This is a genomic window from Ensifer sp. Root423, assembly GCF_001426275.1.
Taxonomy (GTDB): Bacteria; Pseudomonadota; Alphaproteobacteria; order Rhizobiales; family Rhizobiaceae; genus Ensifer; species Ensifer adhaerens.
In genome coordinates this window covers 44,427-61,747 of the sequence record NZ_LMEG01000047.1, presented here as the reverse complement: position 1 = coordinate 61,747, position 17,321 = coordinate 44,427, and the positions used below count along the sequence as shown (strand labels likewise).

At 64.9% G+C, this 17,321-nt stretch carries 18 protein-coding genes; 10 read left to right on the top strand and 8 right to left on the bottom strand.

Annotation, left to right across the window (positions count from 1 at the left end; all coding sequences use genetic code 11):
* The first annotated feature begins 239 nt into the window (after nucleotides 1–239).
* From ASD01_RS33440 to mnhG, 6 genes are read left to right on the top strand one after another with little or no spacing between them, the layout of a single operon-like run.
* Nucleotides 240–3,185: a monovalent cation/H+ antiporter subunit A gene (locus ASD01_RS33440; RefSeq protein WP_082573068.1), complete on the top strand. Its 2,946-nt coding sequence runs from the start codon at nucleotides 240–242 to the stop codon at nucleotides 3,183–3,185.
* On the top strand, nucleotides 3,185–3,532 hold the full coding sequence (locus tag ASD01_RS33435) for a Na+/H+ antiporter subunit C (RefSeq protein ID WP_034787081.1): 348 nt from the start codon (nucleotides 3,185–3,187) through the stop codon (nucleotides 3,530–3,532). Before ASD01_RS33440 ends, ASD01_RS33435 begins: the two co-directional genes overlap by 1 nt.
* Nucleotides 3,525–5,141 carry a monovalent cation/H+ antiporter subunit D gene (locus tag ASD01_RS33430; protein ID WP_034787084.1) on the top strand — a complete coding sequence of 539 codons (1,617 nt, stop codon included), beginning with the start codon at nucleotides 3,525–3,527 and terminating at the stop codon, nucleotides 5,139–5,141. The genes ASD01_RS33435 and ASD01_RS33430 overlap by 8 nt, the downstream gene beginning before the upstream one ends.
* 3 nt (nucleotides 5,142–5,144) lie before the next feature.
* Nucleotides 5,145–5,630, top strand: a complete 486-nt coding sequence (locus tag ASD01_RS33425; protein ID WP_034787086.1) for a Na+/H+ antiporter subunit E — start codon at nucleotides 5,145–5,147, stop codon at nucleotides 5,628–5,630.
* On the top strand, nucleotides 5,627–5,908 hold the full coding sequence (locus ASD01_RS33420) for a K+/H+ antiporter subunit F (protein ID WP_034787089.1): 282 nt from the start codon (nucleotides 5,627–5,629) through the stop codon (nucleotides 5,906–5,908). Before ASD01_RS33425 ends, ASD01_RS33420 begins: the two co-directional genes overlap by 4 nt.
* On the top strand, nucleotides 5,905–6,276 hold the full coding sequence (gene mnhG, locus ASD01_RS33415; protein WP_034787092.1) for a monovalent cation/H(+) antiporter subunit G: 372 nt from the start codon (nucleotides 5,905–5,907) through the stop codon (nucleotides 6,274–6,276). The genes ASD01_RS33420 and mnhG overlap by 4 nt, the downstream gene beginning before the upstream one ends.
* A 53-nt stretch (nucleotides 6,277–6,329) precedes the next feature.
* Here the strand turns inward: mnhG and cobM are convergent, their stop codons facing one another.
* Together cobM and ASD01_RS33405 are read right to left on the bottom strand one after the other, a co-directional pair.
* The gene (gene cobM / locus ASD01_RS33410; RefSeq protein WP_034787095.1) at nucleotides 6,330–7,091 is read right to left on the bottom strand and encodes a precorrin-4 C(11)-methyltransferase; all 762 of its coding nucleotides are present in this window, start codon (nucleotides 7,089–7,091) and stop codon (nucleotides 6,330–6,332) included.
* 68 nt (nucleotides 7,092–7,159) lie between these two features.
* Nucleotides 7,160–8,401 carry a bifunctional cobalt-precorrin-7 (C(5))-methyltransferase/cobalt-precorrin-6B (C(15))-methyltransferase gene (locus ASD01_RS33405; protein ID WP_034787097.1) on the bottom strand — a complete coding sequence of 414 codons (1,242 nt, stop codon included), beginning with the start codon at nucleotides 8,399–8,401 and terminating at the stop codon, nucleotides 7,160–7,162.
* Between ASD01_RS33405 and ASD01_RS33400 the strand changes: the two genes are divergently transcribed.
* The gene (locus tag ASD01_RS33400) at nucleotides 8,370–9,155 is read left to right on the top strand and encodes a cobalt-precorrin-6A reductase (protein ID WP_082573069.1); all 786 of its coding nucleotides are present in this window, start codon (nucleotides 8,370–8,372) and stop codon (nucleotides 9,153–9,155) included. The two genes, ASD01_RS33405 and ASD01_RS33400, sit on opposite strands and share 32 nt — an antisense overlap.
* On the opposite strand, the gene ASD01_RS33395 is transcribed toward ASD01_RS33400, so the two are convergent.
* The 6 genes from ASD01_RS33395 to ung all read right to left on the bottom strand — a co-directional run bounded on the left by ASD01_RS33395 (nucleotide 9,134) and on the right by ung (nucleotide 14,313).
* Complete coding sequence (locus ASD01_RS33395; protein WP_034787103.1) at nucleotides 9,134–9,898, bottom strand: precorrin-3B C(17)-methyltransferase; 765 nt, start codon at nucleotides 9,896–9,898, stop codon at nucleotides 9,134–9,136. The two genes, ASD01_RS33400 and ASD01_RS33395, sit on opposite strands and share 22 nt — an antisense overlap.
* Nucleotides 9,895–10,632, bottom strand: coding sequence for a precorrin-2 C(20)-methyltransferase (locus tag ASD01_RS33390; protein WP_034787112.1), 738 nt, complete (start codon nucleotides 10,630–10,632; stop codon nucleotides 9,895–9,897). Before ASD01_RS33390 ends, ASD01_RS33395 begins: the two co-directional genes overlap by 4 nt.
* Entirely contained in the window at nucleotides 10,629–11,261 is a 633-nt protein-coding gene (locus ASD01_RS33385; protein WP_034787118.1) for a precorrin-8X methylmutase, read from the bottom strand. The genes ASD01_RS33390 and ASD01_RS33385 overlap by 4 nt, the downstream gene beginning before the upstream one ends.
* Nucleotides 11,262–11,263: 2 nt before the next feature.
* Nucleotides 11,264–12,631, bottom strand: a complete 1,368-nt coding sequence (gene cobG, locus ASD01_RS33380; RefSeq protein WP_034787295.1) for a precorrin-3B synthase — start codon at nucleotides 12,629–12,631, stop codon at nucleotides 11,264–11,266.
* 109 nt (nucleotides 12,632–12,740) lie between these two features.
* Nucleotides 12,741–13,511, bottom strand: coding sequence for a precorrin-6A synthase (deacetylating) (gene cobF, locus ASD01_RS33375; RefSeq protein WP_034787123.1), 771 nt, complete (start codon nucleotides 13,509–13,511; stop codon nucleotides 12,741–12,743).
* A gap of 97 nt (nucleotides 13,512–13,608) precedes the next feature.
* Nucleotides 13,609–14,313, bottom strand: a complete 705-nt coding sequence (gene ung / locus ASD01_RS33370) for a uracil-DNA glycosylase (protein WP_034787127.1) — start codon at nucleotides 14,311–14,313, stop codon at nucleotides 13,609–13,611.
* A gap of 235 nt (nucleotides 14,314–14,548) precedes the next feature.
* Here ung and modA point away from each other — a divergent pair, with 235 nt between their 5' ends.
* The 3 genes from modA to modC all read left to right on the top strand — a co-directional run bounded on the left by modA (nucleotide 14,549) and on the right by modC (nucleotide 17,276).
* Nucleotides 14,549–15,340, top strand: a complete 792-nt coding sequence (gene modA, locus ASD01_RS33365; RefSeq protein WP_034787129.1) for a molybdate ABC transporter substrate-binding protein — start codon at nucleotides 14,549–14,551, stop codon at nucleotides 15,338–15,340.
* A gap of 164 nt (nucleotides 15,341–15,504) precedes the next feature.
* Entirely contained in the window at nucleotides 15,505–16,206 is a 702-nt protein-coding gene (modB, locus tag ASD01_RS33360) for a molybdate ABC transporter permease subunit (RefSeq protein ID WP_034787131.1), read from the top strand.
* Nucleotides 16,203–17,276, top strand: coding sequence for a molybdenum ABC transporter ATP-binding protein (modC, locus tag ASD01_RS33355; protein WP_060530580.1), 1,074 nt, complete (start codon nucleotides 16,203–16,205; stop codon nucleotides 17,274–17,276). The genes modB and modC overlap by 4 nt, the downstream gene beginning before the upstream one ends.
* Nucleotides 17,277–17,321: the final 45 nt, after the last annotated feature.

Here is a 17,321-nt window from a genome sequence, read left to right as displayed (position 1 = left end):
CAGGCTTGAGGCTTGGCAGCCCTGCCGCGAATCGCCATAAAAACAATTGCCTGCCTCCACATTCTTGGGAATGGCGGCATCACCTGCGGCAGTCGCTGATGCGACCGCCCTTTCGGGCCTCTAGAGTGTCTCGCTTCAAGTGGAACCACTGAAAGCGGAAAAGATGCTCTAGAATCAAAATCCTGGTGCGTCCCTTGTGCATTCTTTTGGAAAGCACGGCGCTCGGGTGCCCGCTCTCCATGAACCCGAACGAAGGGAACGGTACGATCGAATACGCGGGAAAATTGCTTTCTGTCTTCATTCTCGCCCCATTTGTGGGAAGCCTCCTTGCAATCTTCTTTCCGCCCGATCAGCGCGGTGCGACAGCCTGGTTTGCAGGAGCGATCGCCCTCCTTTGTTTCCTCGTCGCCGCCGGCCTCTATCCCTTCGTCACCTCGGGCGGCGTCCTGCGCTATGACATCGCCTGGCTGCCGGAACTCGGCCTCAACTTCACGCTCCGGATGGACGGCTTCGCCTGGCTCTTCACGGTTCTGGTAACCGCGATCGGCGTGCTCGTGGTGCTTTACGCCCGCTACTATATGGCCGCGGAAGACCCGGTGCCGCGCTTCCTGTCGCTTTTCCTCGCCTTCATGGGCTCGATGCTCGGCGTCGTGCTTTCAGGCAATCTCATCCTGCTCGCCGTCTTCTGGGAACTGACGAGCATCGTCTCCTTCCTTTTGATCGGCTACTGGCACCACAATGCCCACGCCCGTGACGGCGCCCGCATGGCGCTGACCGTGACCGGCACAGGCGGCCTCTGCATGCTCGTCGGCCTTCTGCTGATGGGTCGCATCGTCGGCAGCTACGATCTCGACGTGGTGCTCGCCTCCGGCGACCTCATCCGCAACTCGCCGCTCTACATGCCGGTACTGATCCTGGTGCTGCTCGGCGCGCTGACGAAGAGCGCGCAGTTCCCGTTCCATTTCTGGCTGCCGCACGCCATGTCGGCGCCGACGCCGGTTTCGGCCTATCTGCATTCGGCAACCATGGTGAAGGCCGGCGTCTTCCTGTTGGCGCGCCTCTGGCCGGTCATGGCCGGCACCGAGGCCTGGTTCTGGATCGTTGGCCTTGCCGGTCTTTCGACGCTGCTGCTCGGCGCCTATTTCGCCATCTTCCAGCAGGACCTCAAGGGCCTGCTCGCCTATTCCACTATCAGCCATCTCGGCCTGATCACCGTGCTCCTGAGCCTCGGCAGCCCGCTGGCCGCGGTCGCCGCGGTCTTCCACATCGTCAACCACGCGACCTTCAAGGCGTCGCTGTTCATGGCGGCCGGCATTATCGACCACGAGACCGGAACGCGCGACATGCGCAAGCTCGGAGGGCTGATCAGGTACATGCCTGGAACGGCGGTGCTCGCCATGGTCGCGAGCGCGGCCATGGCTGGCGTACCACTCTTGAACGGCTTCATCTCGAAGGAAATGTTCTTCGCCGAAGCGATCGAAACGCACCAGGCCAACATTCTCGATACGATGACGCCCTATGTCGCGACGCTCGCCGGCATGTTTGCCGTTACCTATTCGCTGCGCTTCATCCACAGCGTCTTCTTCGGCAAAACGCCGGAGGACCTGCCCAAGGTGCCGCACGAGCCGCCGCGCTGGATGCGTGTGCCGATCGAGTTCCTGGTGCTCGCCTGCCTCGTCGTCGGCATCATTCCGGCGATCACCATCGGCCCGTTCCTGCACACGGCTGTCGTCTCCATTCTCGGCGCCAACACGCCCTATTACAGCCTTTCCGTCTGGCACGGCTGGAACCTGCCGCTGATCATGAGCTTCGTCGCTCTTGCCGGCGGCATCGGTCTCTACTTCCTGATGCGCAACTACCTCGCCACCAGCGTCGAGGGGCCACCGATCTTCCGCCTGCTGCACGGCCAGCGCATCTTCGAGCGCGTGCTGGTAACGCTCTCCTGGAAATGGGCGCGTTCGCTGGAGCAGCGCCTCGGCACGCGGCGGCTGCAGCCGCAGATGCGCTTCCTCGTCTTCATCGCGATCGCCGCCGGCGCGCTGCCGCTGCTTCTCAATCATTTCGAGCTGCCGCCGCTTCTCGTGCGCAGCATCGATCCGGCCTTTGCCCTCCTCTGGGCGGTCGGCATCGCCTGTGCCATCGGTGCTGCGATCCTGGCGAAGTTCCACCGGCTGGCGGCACTCGTGCTGCTCGGCGGCGCCGGGCTCACCACCTGCCTCACCTTCGTCTGGCTTTCGGCGCCGGATCTGGCGGTTACACAGCTCCTCGTCGAGATCGTCACGACGGTGCTGATCCTGCTCGGCCTGCGATGGCTGCCGAAGCGCATCGAGGACACCGAGGAAACCGAGCTCTTGTCGCTGAAGGTCCGCTTCCGGCGCCTGCGTGACTTCCTGCTGGCGATCGTCGCCGGCGGCGGCGTGGCGCTGATCGCCTATACGATCATGACCCGGCCCATGCCTGACACGATCGCGAGCTACTTCCTCGAGCGCGCCTACAAGGAGGGCGGCGGCACCAATGTCGTCAACGTCATCCTCGTCGACTTCCGCGGCTTCGACACGCTCGGCGAGATCGCGGTGCTGGCGATCGTCGCGCTTACCGTCTTCGCCCTGCTGCTGCGCTTCCGCCCGCAGGCCGACAGCCTGGAGGCTCCGGAACAGCAGCGCGTCCAGAACGCCTTCGACGACGATCACCCGGATCGCAACAAGGGTGACAGCGTGGCTGAATACCTGTTCGTGCCATCGGTGATCATGCGTTGGATGTTCCCGGTCATCGGCATGCTCGCAGCCTACCTCTTCCTGCGCGGCCATGACCTGCCGGGCGGAGGCTTTGCTGCCGGCATCGCCATGTCGATCGGCTTCATCCTACAATACATGTCCGGCGGAACCCGCTGGGTCGAGGAGCGGCTGCGCATCCATCCGCTGCGCTGGATGAGCATCGGGCTTCTGGTGGCCGCTGCGACCGGCATCGGCTCCTGGTTCTTCGGCTATCCGTTCCTGACGTCGCATTCGCAATACGTGACGCTGCCAATCATCGGCAAGTTTCCGCTGGCGAGCGCCCTGTTCTTCGATCTCGGCGTCTTCTCGCTGGTGCTCGGCGCGACCGTGCTGATCCTCATCGCGCTCGCCCACCAGTCGATCCGCGCGCCGCGTGCCCATGCACGCGCCATGCGAAAGGAGGCACGCTGATGGAGATCATTCTCTCTGCCGCCATCGGCGTGCTTACGGCATCCGGCGTCTACCTGCTGCTGCGTCCCCGTACCTATCAGGTGATCATCGGCCTCTCGCTGCTCTCCTATGCGGTCAATCTCTTCATCTTCGGCATGGGGCGCCTTCGCGTGAACGCGCCGCCGGTGCTGGAGCCAGGCGGTGTCGGCGATCTCAGCCGCTTCACCGATCCGGTGCCACAGGCCCTGGTGCTGACAGCGATCGTCATCGGCTTTGCCATGACCGCGCTCTTCCTCGTCGTGCTGCTCGCCTCGCGCGGCTTCACCGGCACCGACCACGTCGACGGCAGGGAGCAGCGCCATGACTAACTGGATGCACCACCTGCTGATCCTGCCGATCCTGCTGCCGCTGATGGTCGGCGCCGCGATGATCCCGATCGACGAGCGCAACCGCTCGCTCAAGGGTGTGCTGAGCTTCGTCTCGACGCTCGCGCTCTTCATCCTCTCGATCGTGCTGATGCGGATCGCCTCGATGGATGGGGCGCCCGCAGGCAACGGCGTCTATCAGCTCGGCAACTGGCCCGCCCCTTTCGGCATCGTGCTGGTGCTCGACCGCCTTTCGGCACTGATGCTGTGCCTGACGAGCGGACTGGCGCTTGCCGCCCAGGCCTATTCGATCGCGCGCTGGCACACCGCGGGCCATCATTTCCATTCGCTGTTCCAGCTCTTGATCGCCGGCCTCAACGGTTCGTTCCTGACCGGCGACCTCTTCAACCTCTTCGTCTTTTTCGAAATCATGCTGGCGGCGTCCTACGGGCTGCTGCTGCACGGCTCCGGGCCGCTGCGCGTCAAGGCCGGCCTGCACTATGTCGCGATCAACCTCGCCGCCTCTTCGCTCTTCCTGATCGGCGTCAGCCTGATCTATGGCGCGACCGGCACGCTCAATATGGCCGATCTCTCCATGAAGCTGGCGACGCTCTCGCCGGAGGATCGCCAGATGGTCGAGGTCGGTGCCGGCGTGCTCGGCGTCGCCTTCCTGGTGAAGGCCGGCATGTGGCCCTTGAGCTTCTGGCTGCCGACGGCCTATGCAGCCGCGACGCCGCCGGTCGCCGCCGTCTTTGCGATCCTCACCAAGGTCGGCATCTATGTCATCCTCAGGCTGTCGCTGCTGGTCTTCGGCGCGAGTGCCGGCGCGTCTGCCGGTTTCGGCCAGCCGATCCTGCTTGCCGGCGGCCTGCTGACGATCGCCTTCGGCGCCATCGGCGTGCTCGCATCGCAGGCCATGGGCCGCCTCGCCGCCTATTCGGTGCTGGTCTCCTCCGGCACCCTGCTCGCCGCCATCGGCCTCGGCCACCCAAGCATGATCGCCGGTGCGCTCTTTTACCTCGTCAGCTCGACACTGACGATCGCCGCCTTCTTCCTGCTGATCGAACTGGTCGAGCGCGGACGTGACGCCGGCGCCGACGTTCTGGCGGTGACGATGGAAGCCTACGGCGACGCCGACGAGGACGAGGAGGAAGAAGAAGTCGGCTCGGCGATCCCCGGCACGATGGCGATCCTCGGCCTCTGCTTCTGCCTTTGCGCCCTCTTGCTTGCCGGCCTGCCGCCGCTCTCCGGCTTCGTCGCCAAGTTCGCGATCCTCGGCGGTCTCTTCGGCCTGTCGGGAGCGGAAGCCACCCCGGCGGTCTCCGCCGCCGACTGGACCTATGTCACGCTGCTGATCGTTTCCGGTCTCGCCGCGATGATCGCTATGAACCGCGTCGGCATCCGCACCTTCTGGGCGTCGATCGAAAACACCGTGCCGCGCGTCGTGGTCATCGAGATCACCCCCGTCGTCGTGTTGCTCGCTGCCTGCATCTTCTTAAGCGTGCAGGCCGGGCCGGCGATGCGCTACATGCAGGCAACAGCGGATTCGCTCTTCGATCCTGCGGGTTATACGGAGCGGGTGCTCTCAGCGCCGCGGGCGGGAGGGCAATAGGCGATGCGCACCTGGCTCCCCTATCCCCTGCTCTCCGTCGGGCTGCTCATCATCTGGCTCCTGCTCAATCAGTCGGTTGCGCCCGGCACCTTCCTGATGGGGACGGTACTGGCAACCGGTCTTGGCTGGGTGACGCTGAAGCTTGGCCTCGTGCGCTCGCACCCGCGCCGGGTTCTGTTGATCGTGCGCTTCGGCTTTGCCGTCGCCGTCGACGTGATCCGCTCGAACATCGCCGTCATCGCCGTCATCCTGCGTGGCCAGCGCCGACCGCCGAACTCGGGCTTCCTGACCATCGATCTCGATCTGGAAGACGAAAACGCCCTGGCGCTGCTTGCCTGTGTCATGACAGCCACGCCGGGAACGGCCTGGCTCGAATACGATCGCGGCCGCAAGTCCCTGCTCTTCCACGTGCTCGACATGGAGAACGAGGACATTTGGCTCGATACGGTCAAGCGCTATGAGACCGCCCTGAAGGAGATATTCGGATGATGGAACTATCAATCATCTGGTCGATCCTGATTGCCCAGATCATGCTCGGCCTGGCGATGGCTTTTGCCTTCTATCGCATGGTGAGGGGACCGCGCGCCCAGGACCGCATCCTCGGCCTCGACACGCTCTATATCAACGCCATGCTGATGCTCTTGACCTTCGGCATCCGCACGGCCAACTCGCTCTATTTCGAGTCCGCCTTGATCGTGGCTTTGATCGGCTTCGTCTCGTCGATCGCCTTCGGCAAGTTCCTGATGCGCGGGGAGATCATCGAATGAGCCACCTCACCGACCTTCCCGTCTGGGCAGCCGTTCTCGTCTGCGGGCTCACCGTCCTCGGCGCCGCAGTGGCGCTGATCGGCTCCGTCGGCCTGCTCCGGTTCACCAGCTTCTACGAGCGCCTGCACGCACCGACGCTGGCGACCAGCGGCGGCGTACTGATGATCTGCACCGCCTCTATCATCTGCTTTGCCGTGCTGCAGAGCCGCTGGGTATTCCACGAAATCCTGATCATCGTCTTCGTCGTCGCCACCACGCCGGTGACGCTGATGCTGCTTGGACAGGCAGCGCTCTACCGCGACCGCGTCGAGGAAAAGCGCGGCGTCCCGCTCAAGCAGCGGCCGCCGCGCGAAGAACCGGCAGAATAGGTTTCAAAGCCCTCTCAGCGGGAAACTTAGGCCGACCCCCGAGGGAGTGCGGCCTATTCGCCGCGCCCTCTGAAGCGCCGCTGATAGGCGGGATCGTAGAGCGAGCTTTCACGGAAATCAGAGGCTTCGAGCCCCGGACCGACGAAGATCAGCGCCGTGCGCTCGATCGGCTCTTCCGCCACCTTGGCGGCGATGTCGCCGAGCGTGCCGCGCACCACGCGTTCGTCCGGCCAGGAGGCCTTGACGACGATGGCGACCGGGCAGTCGGCACCGTAGAGCGGCGTCAGTTCCTCGACCACCTGCTGAAGCGCATGGATCGCAAGGTGGATTGCCAGCGTCGATCCAGTAGCGCCGAAAGCGGAAAGCGTTTCTGAGTTCGGCATCGGCGAGGCGCGGCCCGAAACGCGGGTCAGCACCAGGCTCTGGGCCACGGCCGGAATGGTCAGTTCGCGACCGAGCGCTGAAGCCGCCGCCGCAAAGGAAGGAACGCCCGGCGTCATCGTATAGGCGATGCCATGCTTCTCGAGCCGGCGGATCTGTTCGGCCACAGCACTCCAGACCGAGAGGTCGCCCGAATGAAGCCGCGCCACGTCGAGCCCTTCGGCTTCGGCCTTCACATACTCCGCCTCGATCTCGTCGAGCGACATCGGCGCCGTATCGACAATGCGGGCGCCCGGCGGGCAATATTGCAGCAGCTCCGGCGAGACGATCGAGCCGGCGTAAACGCAGACCGGGCAGCGCCCGATCAGGTCGCGACCACGCACCGTGATCAGGTCTGCGGCTCCCGGGCCGGCGCCGATGAAATGTACCGTCATAGGTTACTCTTTCTTTTTCTTACGCAGTTCCGGACGCAAAACCGCGTCACACTTTCGCTGGAACTGCTTTAGCCCTTCGTCCACGACCATTGGGTGACCGGCATGGCCGGCTTCCAGCCGGTCATGCCACCGATGGGTCCTGCACGCGCGATATCGATGCGGATCAGCGAACCGCCGAGCCGCGCGTGATGATCGAGCAGCACCGCTTCCATGTCCGTCGTCACCGCGTTGGCAACCAGCCGTCCGCCTGACTTGAGCGCCTCGATCGCTGCTTCCATGACGCCGTCTTCGCTGCCGCCGCCGCCGATGAAGATCGCGTCCGGTTGTGGCAGGCCGGCAAGCGCCGCCGGCGCCTCGCCTTCGACAACCGTCAGCCCGGGCACGCCGAACATCGTCGCGTTGCGGCCGATGCGCGCTGCCCGCTCCGGCTCCACCTCGATGGTGATCGCCTGCATGGTCGGATCGGCGAGCATCCATTCGATGCCGATCGAGCCGGAGCCGCCGCCGATGTCCCATAGCAGTTCGCCCTTGCGCGGTGCGAGTGCCGACAGCGTCAGCGCCCGGACCTCGCGCTTGGTGATCTGCCCGTCATGTTCGAACAGCGCATCGTCGCGGCCGGCGGCAAGCGGCAGGATGCGCGCGCCCTCGTCGGCCGCCACCTCAATGGCGCAGACGTTCAAAGGATGCACGAGGCCGAGCATGAAGCGCGCGGCGATCTGCGTCGTCACCCGTTCGCCGGCGCCGCCAAGCGCCTCGAGAACCGTCAGCCGCGACTGACCGAAGCCGCTCGAAACCAAGAGCTCGGCAAGGTCCCTGGGGCCGGCGCCATCGGAGGTCAGCGTCAGCACCTTGGCGCCCGGATGAAGATGCGGCCGGACGAGATCCAGCGGCCGCCCATGGACGGAGACGAGCGTCGCATCCTGCAGCGCCCAGCCGAGGCGCGAGGCGGCAAGACTGATCGACGACGGCGCCGGAAGCGTGCGTATTTCGGCCGAGGCGATGCGGCGCGCCAGCGTCACGCCGACGCCGAAGAAGAACGGGTCGCCCGAGGCAAGCACCACCACCGGGCTGCCGCGACGCGCGACGATCTCGACGACCGAGCGTTCGAGGGGGCTTAGCCAATTGTGCGCTTCGCCGGTGATGAGGGAGGCGGCGAGCTCCAGATGACGATGGCCGCCGTAGACGACCGGCGCTTCGGCGATCAGCCGCTTGGCCTCGTCGCCGAGACCCGCTACACCATCCTCACCGATACCGATGACGGTCAGCCAGGGGGAGACGATGGCGGGTTCGCTGTTCGACACGTCAGCCATGGAAAAACCTCGTATTCTGATTCTGGGTGGCACCACCGAGGCACGCGAACTCGCGCGCCGCTTGGCCGAAGATGTCCGCTACGACACCGCCATCTCGCTGGCCGGCCGCACCGCGGACCCGCGGCCGCAGCCGGTCAAGACGCGCATCGGCGGCTTTGGCGGCGCCGATGGGCTGGCGCATTTCCTGCATGACGAAAATATCGCGCTGCTGGTCGATGCGACGCACCCTTTTGCCGCACGCATTTCGCACAACGCCGCGGAAGCAGCGCAAAGAACCGGCGTTGCGCTTATCGCCCTCCGCCGACCGGAATGGGTGCCCCTGCCTGGCGACCGCTGGACTGCTGTCGATAGCGTTGTCGAGGCCGTCAGCGCGCTCGGTGATCGGCGACGCCGCGTCTTCCTGGCGATAGGTCGACAGGAAGCTTTCCACTTCGAGGTCGCGCCGCAGCACAGCTACGTCATCCGCAGCGTCGATCCGGTGACGCCGCCGCTTAATCTGCCCGACCAGGAGGCGATCCTGGCGACCGGTCCCTTTGCGGAAGCCGATGAAGCCGCGTTGCTCAGGAGCCGGCAGATCGATGTGATCGTCGCCAAGAACAGCGGCGGCAGCGCCACCTACGGCAAGATTGCCGCAGCGCGCCGGCTCGGCATCGAGGTGATCATGGTCGAGCGGCGCAAGCCCGCGGACGTGCCGACGGTCGGCAGTTGCGACGAGGCACTCAACCGCATCGCTCACTGGCTCGCCCCTGCATAGAAGCGCGGCGTGTAGACGAGATCGGGTTGGCTGTCGCGCTCGACGATTCGCGTCTCCGGCGAGCCGATGATGACGCATGTCGCCATGTCGGCGCGGTTGGCATCGGCCTCGCCGAGCGGCATCACCGCGATCCGTTCGTCCGGCCGCCCGGCCGCACGGCCGAAGATGACCGGAACCGTTGCCGGCAGAACGCTGCGCAGAAGCTCGAAGGCCTCACCGAGCTGCCAGGGCCGCGCCTTGCTGATCGGATTGTAGAGCGCAATGACGAAGCCCGCTTCCGCCGCCAGCCTGAGGCGCCGGGTGATGACTTCCCAGGGCTTCAGATTGTCGGAAAGCGAGATCGCACAGAAATCATGACCGAGCGGCGCGCCGATGCGGGCGGCAACGGCGAGCATCGCGGTCACGCCGGGCGTGATCACCAGTTCAACCGACTTCCATTCCGCCGGTCCCTTGTCGATCGCCTCGCAGACGGCGGCCGCCATGGCAAAGACACCGGGATCGCCACCGGAGACCATGCAGACCTTCACGCCTGCCGCAGCCCGCGTCAACGCGACCTGTGCCCGATCGAGCTCCTCGCGGTTGTCCGAGGCGACACGGATCTGATCCGGTCTGAGGTTCAGCCGGTCGAGATAGGGAAAGTAGCCGTAAAACTCCTGAGCGGCCGCAACGGCTTCCGCCGTTTCCGGCGTCATCTGCTTGGCGCTGCCCGGTCCGGTACCGACGACATAGAGCGTACCGGTCATGGTCGGTCCTTCCAGCCGGGAACGAGCACCAGCGAGAAATAGGGCGCCTCGTCGTCGGCCTTTTCCGCAAGAGCCGTCATCGCCGCGTTCTTCATCGTGCCGCGTTCGACATAGACGGCCTGGTCGAGACGGCCGGAGGCAGCGAGCGCCCGACGGATCTTCGGCAAATTGCGCCCGACCTTCATGATCACGGCGGCTTCGGTATCCGCAAGCCTGCGGCCGAGCTCGGCCTCGGCCATGGTGCCCGGAAGCACCGAGAGCACGTCGTCGCCCTGCACCAGCGGCAGGCCGGCAAGCGACCAACAGCCGGACATGGCGGTAATGCCGGGGATCACCTCGACCGGGAAACGATTGGCGAGCCGCACATGCAGGTGCATGTAGGAACCATAGAACAGCGGGTCGCCTTCACTGAGCACGGCGACCGTGCGTCCGGCGGCAAGATGCGCCGCTACCGCTTCGGCCGACGCATTGTAGAAGTCGGTGATCTGGGTCTTGTAGGCGCCATCGTCCTTGTCGATTTCGGTCGTCACCGGATAGTATAGCGGCAGCTCGACAAGATCGGGCTTCAGCAGACCCTCGACCACCGCGCGGCCGTTACCGCTTCGCCCGGCCTTGGCGAAATAGGCAAGCACATCGGCTTGCCCGAGCGCCTTCACCGCCTTGACCGTCAAAAGTTCCGGATCACCGGGGCCGGTCCCAACACCGATCAGGCGCCCCACGCCGACGCCGCTCACAGGCCCGGCCTCGCGAGCGAGTTGAGCGCTGCCGCCGTCATGGCGCTGCCGCCGAGCCGGCCGCGCACGATGGCGAAGGGAACGCCATAGGAATTCTCGGCCAACGCATCCTTCGATTCCGCCGCGCCGACGAAACCGACGGGCATGCCGAGGATTGCCGCCGGCTTCGGCGCGCCGTCGCGCAGCATTTCCAAGAGGAAGAACAGCGCCGTCGGTGCGTTGCCGATCGCGACCACCGAACCGGCCAGCCGCTCGCTCCAGAGCTTCAGGGCTGCGGCGGAGCGGGTGTTGCCGATCTCGGCCGCAAGGCCGGGCGTGCGAGGATCGCGCAGCGTGCAGATCACCTCGTTGCCGGCCGGCAGACGGGCGCGGGTGACACCGTGCGCAACCATCTCGGCATCGCAGAGGATCGGCGCACCGGCTTTCAGCGCCGCACGGGCCGAGCTTACGAAATCGGGAGAAAACACGAACTGCCTGGTCGCCTCGACGGAACCGCAGGCGTGCACCATGCGCACCGCCAGATCCGCTTCCTCTTCGGAGAAGCGCGACAGATCGGCCTCGGCGCGGATGATGGCGAAGGAACGCTCGTAGATGGCGTTGCCATCGCGAATGTAATCATACTCAGGCATGTCTATCCCTGTTCGAACGCTGCCGAGACGCGCGCAGCTCCGAGCCGTGTAAGACAGGACTGCGCCGATTCGCCAGCGTCTTTGTTTTGCCGCACCAGCCGGCCGAGCCGGGCAAGGGCGGATCCCATTCCATTCTCATCGGTGTAAGCGCTTGGCAAGCCATTGGCAGCCCCATTTACGACAAGCCCGTATCCTGATGGCGCACCGACCAGCGTCAGTTCGGACGGCTTCGGCCGGGCGCAGCCCTTGGCGCAGCCGGAGAGATGCACGGCGAGCGACCCGTCGAGCAATTCCGGCGCCGTCTCGACGAGGCGCTCGGCCATGCCCTTGGTTTCCATCCACGCCGAGGCGCAACCCCTGCTGCCGGCGCAGGTGGCGATCGCGTTGCGCGGATCCTGCTCGGCAATGCGAAAACCGTGTGCCGCTGCCAGGCTCTGCGCCACAGCCGCCGTCTCGGGGCAAAGGCCGAGGACGAAGAAGGCGTGCCCGGGCGCAAGCCGGATCGCATTGGCGCCAAGCGCCTGGACCTGATGCAGGTAGGATGCCAGCGCGGCGGCCTCCACCTGAGCAAAGGCCAGACCGAGGCCAAGAACGGTGTCGGCGTTACCCAGCGCATGAATGCCGGGTATTGCGGCCGAACGCGGAGCGGCCGGGCGTTCGGACGATGTCTCACAGCGACAGAGCGCACGGATTTCCGACGGGTCCAGATCGCGCCCGCGCACCGTCGTGCCCAGGATCGCCAGTTTCTCGAGAATGGTGGCCAGGGCCGGCACGACCGCGTTGCCGGCCAACGTCCCGACGATCGATGCCTTCGTTGCCGTGCCGCCAAGCGACAGCACCCAGGCCACCCCCGCGACAGTCGAAACCGCCTGAAGGCGAATGTCGGCGACGACAGCGCCGAGACCAAACCGGCCACCGCTATCGATGACGACGGATAGTTTGGGTGCAAGCTTCAACGGCACCTGGCGCGCACCCAAGGCTTCACGAAGCTCAGTGGCAATCGGCCGCGGATCGGCGATCTCGTCCGGGTCGATGCCGGCTAGGGGCGGCACCTCGATCGCGAGCCCCTCGGCAATGGCGATCTCCGCATCGCCGATCGCCTGCGCCAGCATTGGCCCCGAAGCCGCGCTCAGGCCGCGAAGCTGCAGGTTTCCGCGCGCGGTAATCTCGATGATGCCATTGCCGAAGCGCTCGGCAGCCGTGGCAAGGGCAATGACCTTCGGCAGCGTCAGGCTGTGATCCGTTGGCCTCACCCTCACGAGCAGGCCGTCGCCGGTCTGCATCGGCTCTGCCAAGGACGGGCAGGCACCGCGGCGCATCGAAGCGACGGTGCCGGCATCTCCGGTCAATGGAAGGGCGCAGCTGGTCATCAAATCCGCCATCACTTGAGGCTCTCCTCCCTGAAGAAGCTCTTAAGACGCTATAACACAGCCGCAAACCTTGAGTGAGATCAAACACGACGCAGATCGGCCCTCCCCGTCACTCGTCGAAGTCGGCGCCCTTGCGCAGGAGATAGATGTCCATGATCCATCCCATCTTCGCGCGCGCCGCCGCCCGCGTTTCAAGGATCCGGTCCTTCACCTCAGCCACGCGGCCGGAAATGACGATCTCATCCGGCGTGCCGAGATAGGCGCCCCAATAGATCTCCGCTTCCGGGTCCTCGACCCGCTGAAACGCCTGTTCGCCATCGAGCATGACGACCGAGGTCTGGCTCTTCTCGGGAAAGCTTTCGTGCAGCCGACGCCCCGTGGTGATCTCCACGGGCTTGCCGACGAGGTTCAGCGGAATGCGGTGGCTGGCGCAAAGCGCCTGCAGACTGGTGATCCCGGGAATGACGTCGTAGGCGAAGGCGACCTCACCGCGTGCCTTGACCCGCTCGACGATGCGAATGGTGCTGTCATAGAGCATCGGGTCGCCCCAGACGAGAAACGCGCCGGTTCCCTCTTCGCCCAACTCCTTCGACAGAAGCGCTTCATAAATCCCAGCGATCTGGGCGTGCCAGTCATCGACGCTGCCGTCATAGCTGACGCCTTCGGTGCGCCGCACGGGCACCGCGAACTCGACGGTGCGGCTGTCCTTGCGCGTGACGTAGCGGGCGCAGATGTCGCGGCGCACTTCGGCAAGCTCGGTCTTCTTCGCTCCCTTGGTCGGGATAAAGAGCACGTCGGCGCGGTTCAGCGCGTTGATCGCCTGCACGGTCATGTGTTCGGGATTGCCCGAACCGATGCCGATGATCAGAATTTTGCGCATGCCCGCCTCCGCCATTTCGTTCGGGCGTCTTAGGCGGATCGCCGCCGCCAAGGCAAGACCTCAGGGCGACGACAAAGCCGTCATTCGCGCCAAGCCTTCAGTTGATGTCCGCAGCCGGATTTTCCGGCAGCCGCCAGTCGATCGGATCGAAGCCTTTGCCTTCAAGGAAGGCATTGGCCTGGGAAAAATGCCGGCAGCCGAGAAAGCCGGAATGGGCCGAGAGCGGCGACGGATGCGGTGCTCTCAGGACAAGATGGCGCGAGCGGTCGACGAAGGCCGCCTTCTTCTGCGCATAGGAGCCCCAGAGCATGAAGACGACGGGATGCTCGGCCTCGTTGACCGCACGGATGATCGCATCCGTGAACTTTTCCCAACCGTGACCCTGGTGTGATGCCGCGTTGCCGCGCTCTACCGTCAGCACGCTGTTGAGGAGCAGCACACCTTGCTTCGCCCAGCTTTCGAGAAAGCCGTGTCGCGCCGGCGGAATGCCGAGATCTGTATTCAGCTCCTTGTAGATATTGACGAGCGAGGGCGGCGTCCGGACACCGGGGCGAACGCTGAAGCAGAGCCCATGCGCCTGGCCGTCACCGTGATAGGGATCCTGGCCGAGAATGACCACGCGCACCTTGTCGAGCGGCGTCAGGTCGAGCGCGCGAAAATACTCAGGCCCGCGAGGGAAAATCTGCCGGCCCTCGTTCTTCTGGGCCACGAGGAACTGCTTGAGGTCAGCCATGTAGGCGCTGGCGAATTCCGGTGCCAACGCTTCCTTCCAGCTTTCTTCAAGCTTCACTGCCGTTTCCATTGCACGTCCGCTCCATGTCAGGGCATCGAGGCCGCAATTTAGGCCGCCCGGACATCATCGCAAGCCCAATCGCGCCCGCCGCAGGAATGCTGCACCGGTTTTGCCGGGCGGCCACAACCACACGGGTATTACGCTAGCCCTTTTGAGGAGCATTGTATTTCAACAGATACAACGGTAATCAGGAGGCGATATCGTTGTATCCTAAGAGATATCACGCATCGTTGGAGGGAAATCGATGATCAAGAGAAGAGACTGGCTGAAGGGACTGGTGCTGGCGCTCGGCCTCGCCTGGGCCGGCGCAAGTGTTCTGCCGGCGTCCGCACAGGCGGAAGAAAAGGTGACGGTCTTTGCGGCTGCGAGCCTGAAGAACGCGCTCGATGCGATCAATGCCGAGTGGCAGAAGGAAAGTGGCAAGGAAACGACCGTTTCCTACGCGGCCAGCTCGGCGCTGGCCAAGCAGGTGGAACAGGGCGCGCCCGCCGACGTCTTCATCTCTGCCGACCTCGCCTGGATGGACTACCTCGCCGAAAAGAAGCTGATCAAGGACGACACCCGCGCAAACCTGCTCGGCAACCGCATCGTGCTCGTCTCCGGCAAGCAGGACGCTGCCCCGGTCGAAATCAAGCAGGGCTTCGATCTCGCAGCCATTCTCGGTGACGGTCGCCTTGCCATGGGTGCCGTCGATTCCGTTCCGGCCGGCAAGTACGGCAAGGCTGCGCTCGAAAAGCTCGACGCCTGGAAGGCCGTGGAGGCCAAGGTCGCCGGCGCTGAAAGCGTTCGTGCCGCCCTCCTGCTCGTTTCGCGCGGCGAAGCGCCGTACGGCATCGTCTACCAGACCGATGCCGCGGCAGACCCGGGCGTCAAGGTCGTCGGCACCTTCCCGGAAGACAGCCATCCGCCGATCATCTACCCGATCGCGATCACGGCCGAGAGCAAGAGCCCTGATGCGGCGGCCTACATCGACTTCGTCAAGTCGGCAAAGGCTGCTGAACTCTTTGAAAAGCAGGGCTTCACAGTCCTGAAGTAGCCGGCTGAAATAGGCGCTAGTGCCGTCTGTCCAGAGGCAGGCGAAGCATCTAACGTCATGTTCGCGTCGCCCGCGCCCAAACGCGGGCGACGCGAACATTTGTCAGAGGCAATAGGGGGCAGACAGCCGCGTCCCACAAGCCTCGTATTGGGGAGCGATATCCATTGGACTGGCTTGCAGTGAGCGATGCGGAATGGACGGCGATCCTGTTGAGCCTGCGTGTCGCAACCGTCGCAATGATCTGCAGCCTGCCCTTCGCACTCGTCGTCGCCATGCTGCTTGCCCGCGGGCGCTTCTGGGGCAAGACACTGCTGAACGGCCTCGTTCATCTGCCGCTGATCCTGCCGCCTGTCGTCACCGGCTTCCTGCTGCTCCTGCTTTTCGGCCGCCGCGGCCCGCTCGGCGCCTTCTTCGCCGATTATTTTGGCCTCGTCTTTTCCTTCCGCTGGACCGGCGCTGCCCTTGCCTGCGCCGTCATGGCCTTCCCGTTGATGGTGCGCAGCATCCGCCTGTCGATCGAGGCGGTTGACCGCAAGCTCGAGGACGCGGCGACCACGCTCGGCGCGAGCCCCCTCTGGGTCTTTGCCACCGTCACGCTGCCGCTGATCATTCCCGGCATCATCGCCGGCATGATCATCGCCTTTGCCAAGGCGATGGGCGAGTTCGGCGCCACGATCACCTTCGTCTCCAACATTCCCGGCGAGACGCAGACGCTTTCGGCCGCCATCTACACCTTCACCCAGGTGCCCGGTGGCGATGCCGGCGCCATGCGGCTGACAATCATTTCCGTCATCATTTCCATGGCCGCGCTGATCCTCTCGGAACTGCTGGCGACATTTGCCGCGCGCCGGGTGGCAGCCCAATGAGCCTTACCGTCGAAGCTCATCATCAACTCGGCAATTTTGCGCTCGACGCCGCCTTCACCTCGGATGGAGGCGTGACCGCGCTGTTCGGCCGCTCCGGCTCCGGCAAGACCTCGCTCATCAACATCATCGCCGGGCTTATGAAGCCCGAAAGCGGACGTGTCCTGCTCGATGGCGACGTTATCGCCGACAGCGAGAGGAGAATCTTCACGCCGGTGCATCGCCGGCGCTTCGGCTATGTCTTCCAGGAGGCCCGGCTGTTTCCGCATTTGAGCGTACGCCGCAACCTCGCCTATGGCCGCTGGTTCGCCGGCAAGAGCGGCACCGGCAATGAGTTTACCCGCATCGTCGACCTGCTCGGCATCGGCCATCTGCTCGAACGCAACCCTTCGGCCCTTTCCGGCGGCGAAAAGCAGCGCGTCGCCATCGGCCGAGCCTTGCTCGCGGCACCGCGCCTGCTTTTGATGGATGAGCCGCTGGCCGCGCTCGACGAGGCGCGCAAGGCCGAAATCCTGCCCTATCTCGAACGGCTGCGCGACGATGCCCGCATACCGATCGTCTATGTCAGCCACTCGGTCGGCGAAGTCGCCCGGTTGGCCCGGCGCGTGGTCGTGCTCGAAAACGGTCGGGTCACCGCATCGGGCGCGGCCGCCGAGGTGTTGAGCGCGCCCGCCGCAACGCTTGCCACCGGCAGGCGCGAAGCCGGTGTCCTGCTGGAGGGCGAAGTCGAGGGAACCGATCCGGTGCACGAACTGACGACCGTCCGGGTCGGACGGGAACGGCTGCGCATCGCCGGTGTCAGCGCGACGGCCGGCGTCAGGCTTCGCCTGCACATAGCCGCCCGCGACGTCATGCTGGCGACCTCAAGGCCAGTGGAAATCAGTGCGCTCAATGTGCTCGAAGGGCGCATTCTGACGCTGACATCGGAGGAGGATGGCAGCGTCGATGTCCGGGTGACTTGCGGCGATGCGACGATTGCCGCCCGCATCACCCGCTTTTCCTGCGACGCGCTGCAGCTTGTTCCCGGCAGAACCGTCTATGCCGTCATCAAGTCGGTCGCGATCGATCACTAAAGCCTGTCGCATGAAAACGCATTCGCGCGCCAGGCTCTAAGCTCT

Bases quoted from the DNA above. Each gene is read 5' to 3' on its own strand.
- ASD01_RS33440 (WP_082573068.1), top strand. From the start codon at position 240: ATGAACCCGAACGAAGGGAACGGTACGATCGAATACGCGGGAAAATTG.
- ASD01_RS33435 (WP_034787081.1), top strand. From the start codon at position 3,185: ATGGAGATCATTCTCTCTGCCGCCATCGGCGTGCTTACGGCATCCGGC.
- ASD01_RS33430 (WP_034787084.1), top strand. From the start codon at position 3,525: ATGACTAACTGGATGCACCACCTGCTGATCCTGCCGATCCTGCTGCCG.
- ASD01_RS33425 (WP_034787086.1), top strand. From the start codon at position 5,145: ATGCGCACCTGGCTCCCCTATCCCCTGCTCTCCGTCGGGCTGCTCATC.
- ASD01_RS33420 (WP_034787089.1), top strand. From the start codon at position 5,627: ATGATGGAACTATCAATCATCTGGTCGATCCTGATTGCCCAGATCATG.
- mnhG (WP_034787092.1), top strand. From the start codon at position 5,905: ATGAGCCACCTCACCGACCTTCCCGTCTGGGCAGCCGTTCTCGTCTGC.
- cobM (WP_034787095.1), bottom strand. From the start codon at position 7,091: ATGACGGTACATTTCATCGGCGCCGGCCCGGGAGCCGCAGACCTGATC.
- ASD01_RS33400 (WP_082573069.1), top strand. From the start codon at position 8,370: ATGGCGGGTTCGCTGTTCGACACGTCAGCCATGGAAAAACCTCGTATT.
- ASD01_RS33405 (WP_034787097.1), bottom strand. From the start codon at position 8,401: ATGGCTGACGTGTCGAACAGCGAACCCGCCATCGTCTCCCCCTGGCTG.
- ASD01_RS33395 (WP_034787103.1), bottom strand. From the start codon at position 9,898: ATGACCGGTACGCTCTATGTCGTCGGTACCGGACCGGGCAGCGCCAAG.
- ASD01_RS33385 (WP_034787118.1), bottom strand. From the start codon at position 11,261: ATGCCTGAGTATGATTACATTCGCGATGGCAACGCCATCTACGAGCGT.
- cobG (WP_034787295.1), bottom strand. From the start codon at position 12,631: ATGACCAGCTGCGCCCTTCCATTGACCGGAGATGCCGGCACCGTCGCT.
- cobF (WP_034787123.1), bottom strand. From the start codon at position 13,511: ATGCGCAAAATTCTGATCATCGGCATCGGTTCGGGCAATCCCGAACAC.
- ung (WP_034787127.1), bottom strand. From the start codon at position 14,313: ATGGAAACGGCAGTGAAGCTTGAAGAAAGCTGGAAGGAAGCGTTGGCA.
- modA (WP_034787129.1), top strand. From the start codon at position 14,549: ATGATCAAGAGAAGAGACTGGCTGAAGGGACTGGTGCTGGCGCTCGGC.
- modC (WP_060530580.1), top strand. From the start codon at position 16,203: ATGAGCCTTACCGTCGAAGCTCATCATCAACTCGGCAATTTTGCGCTC.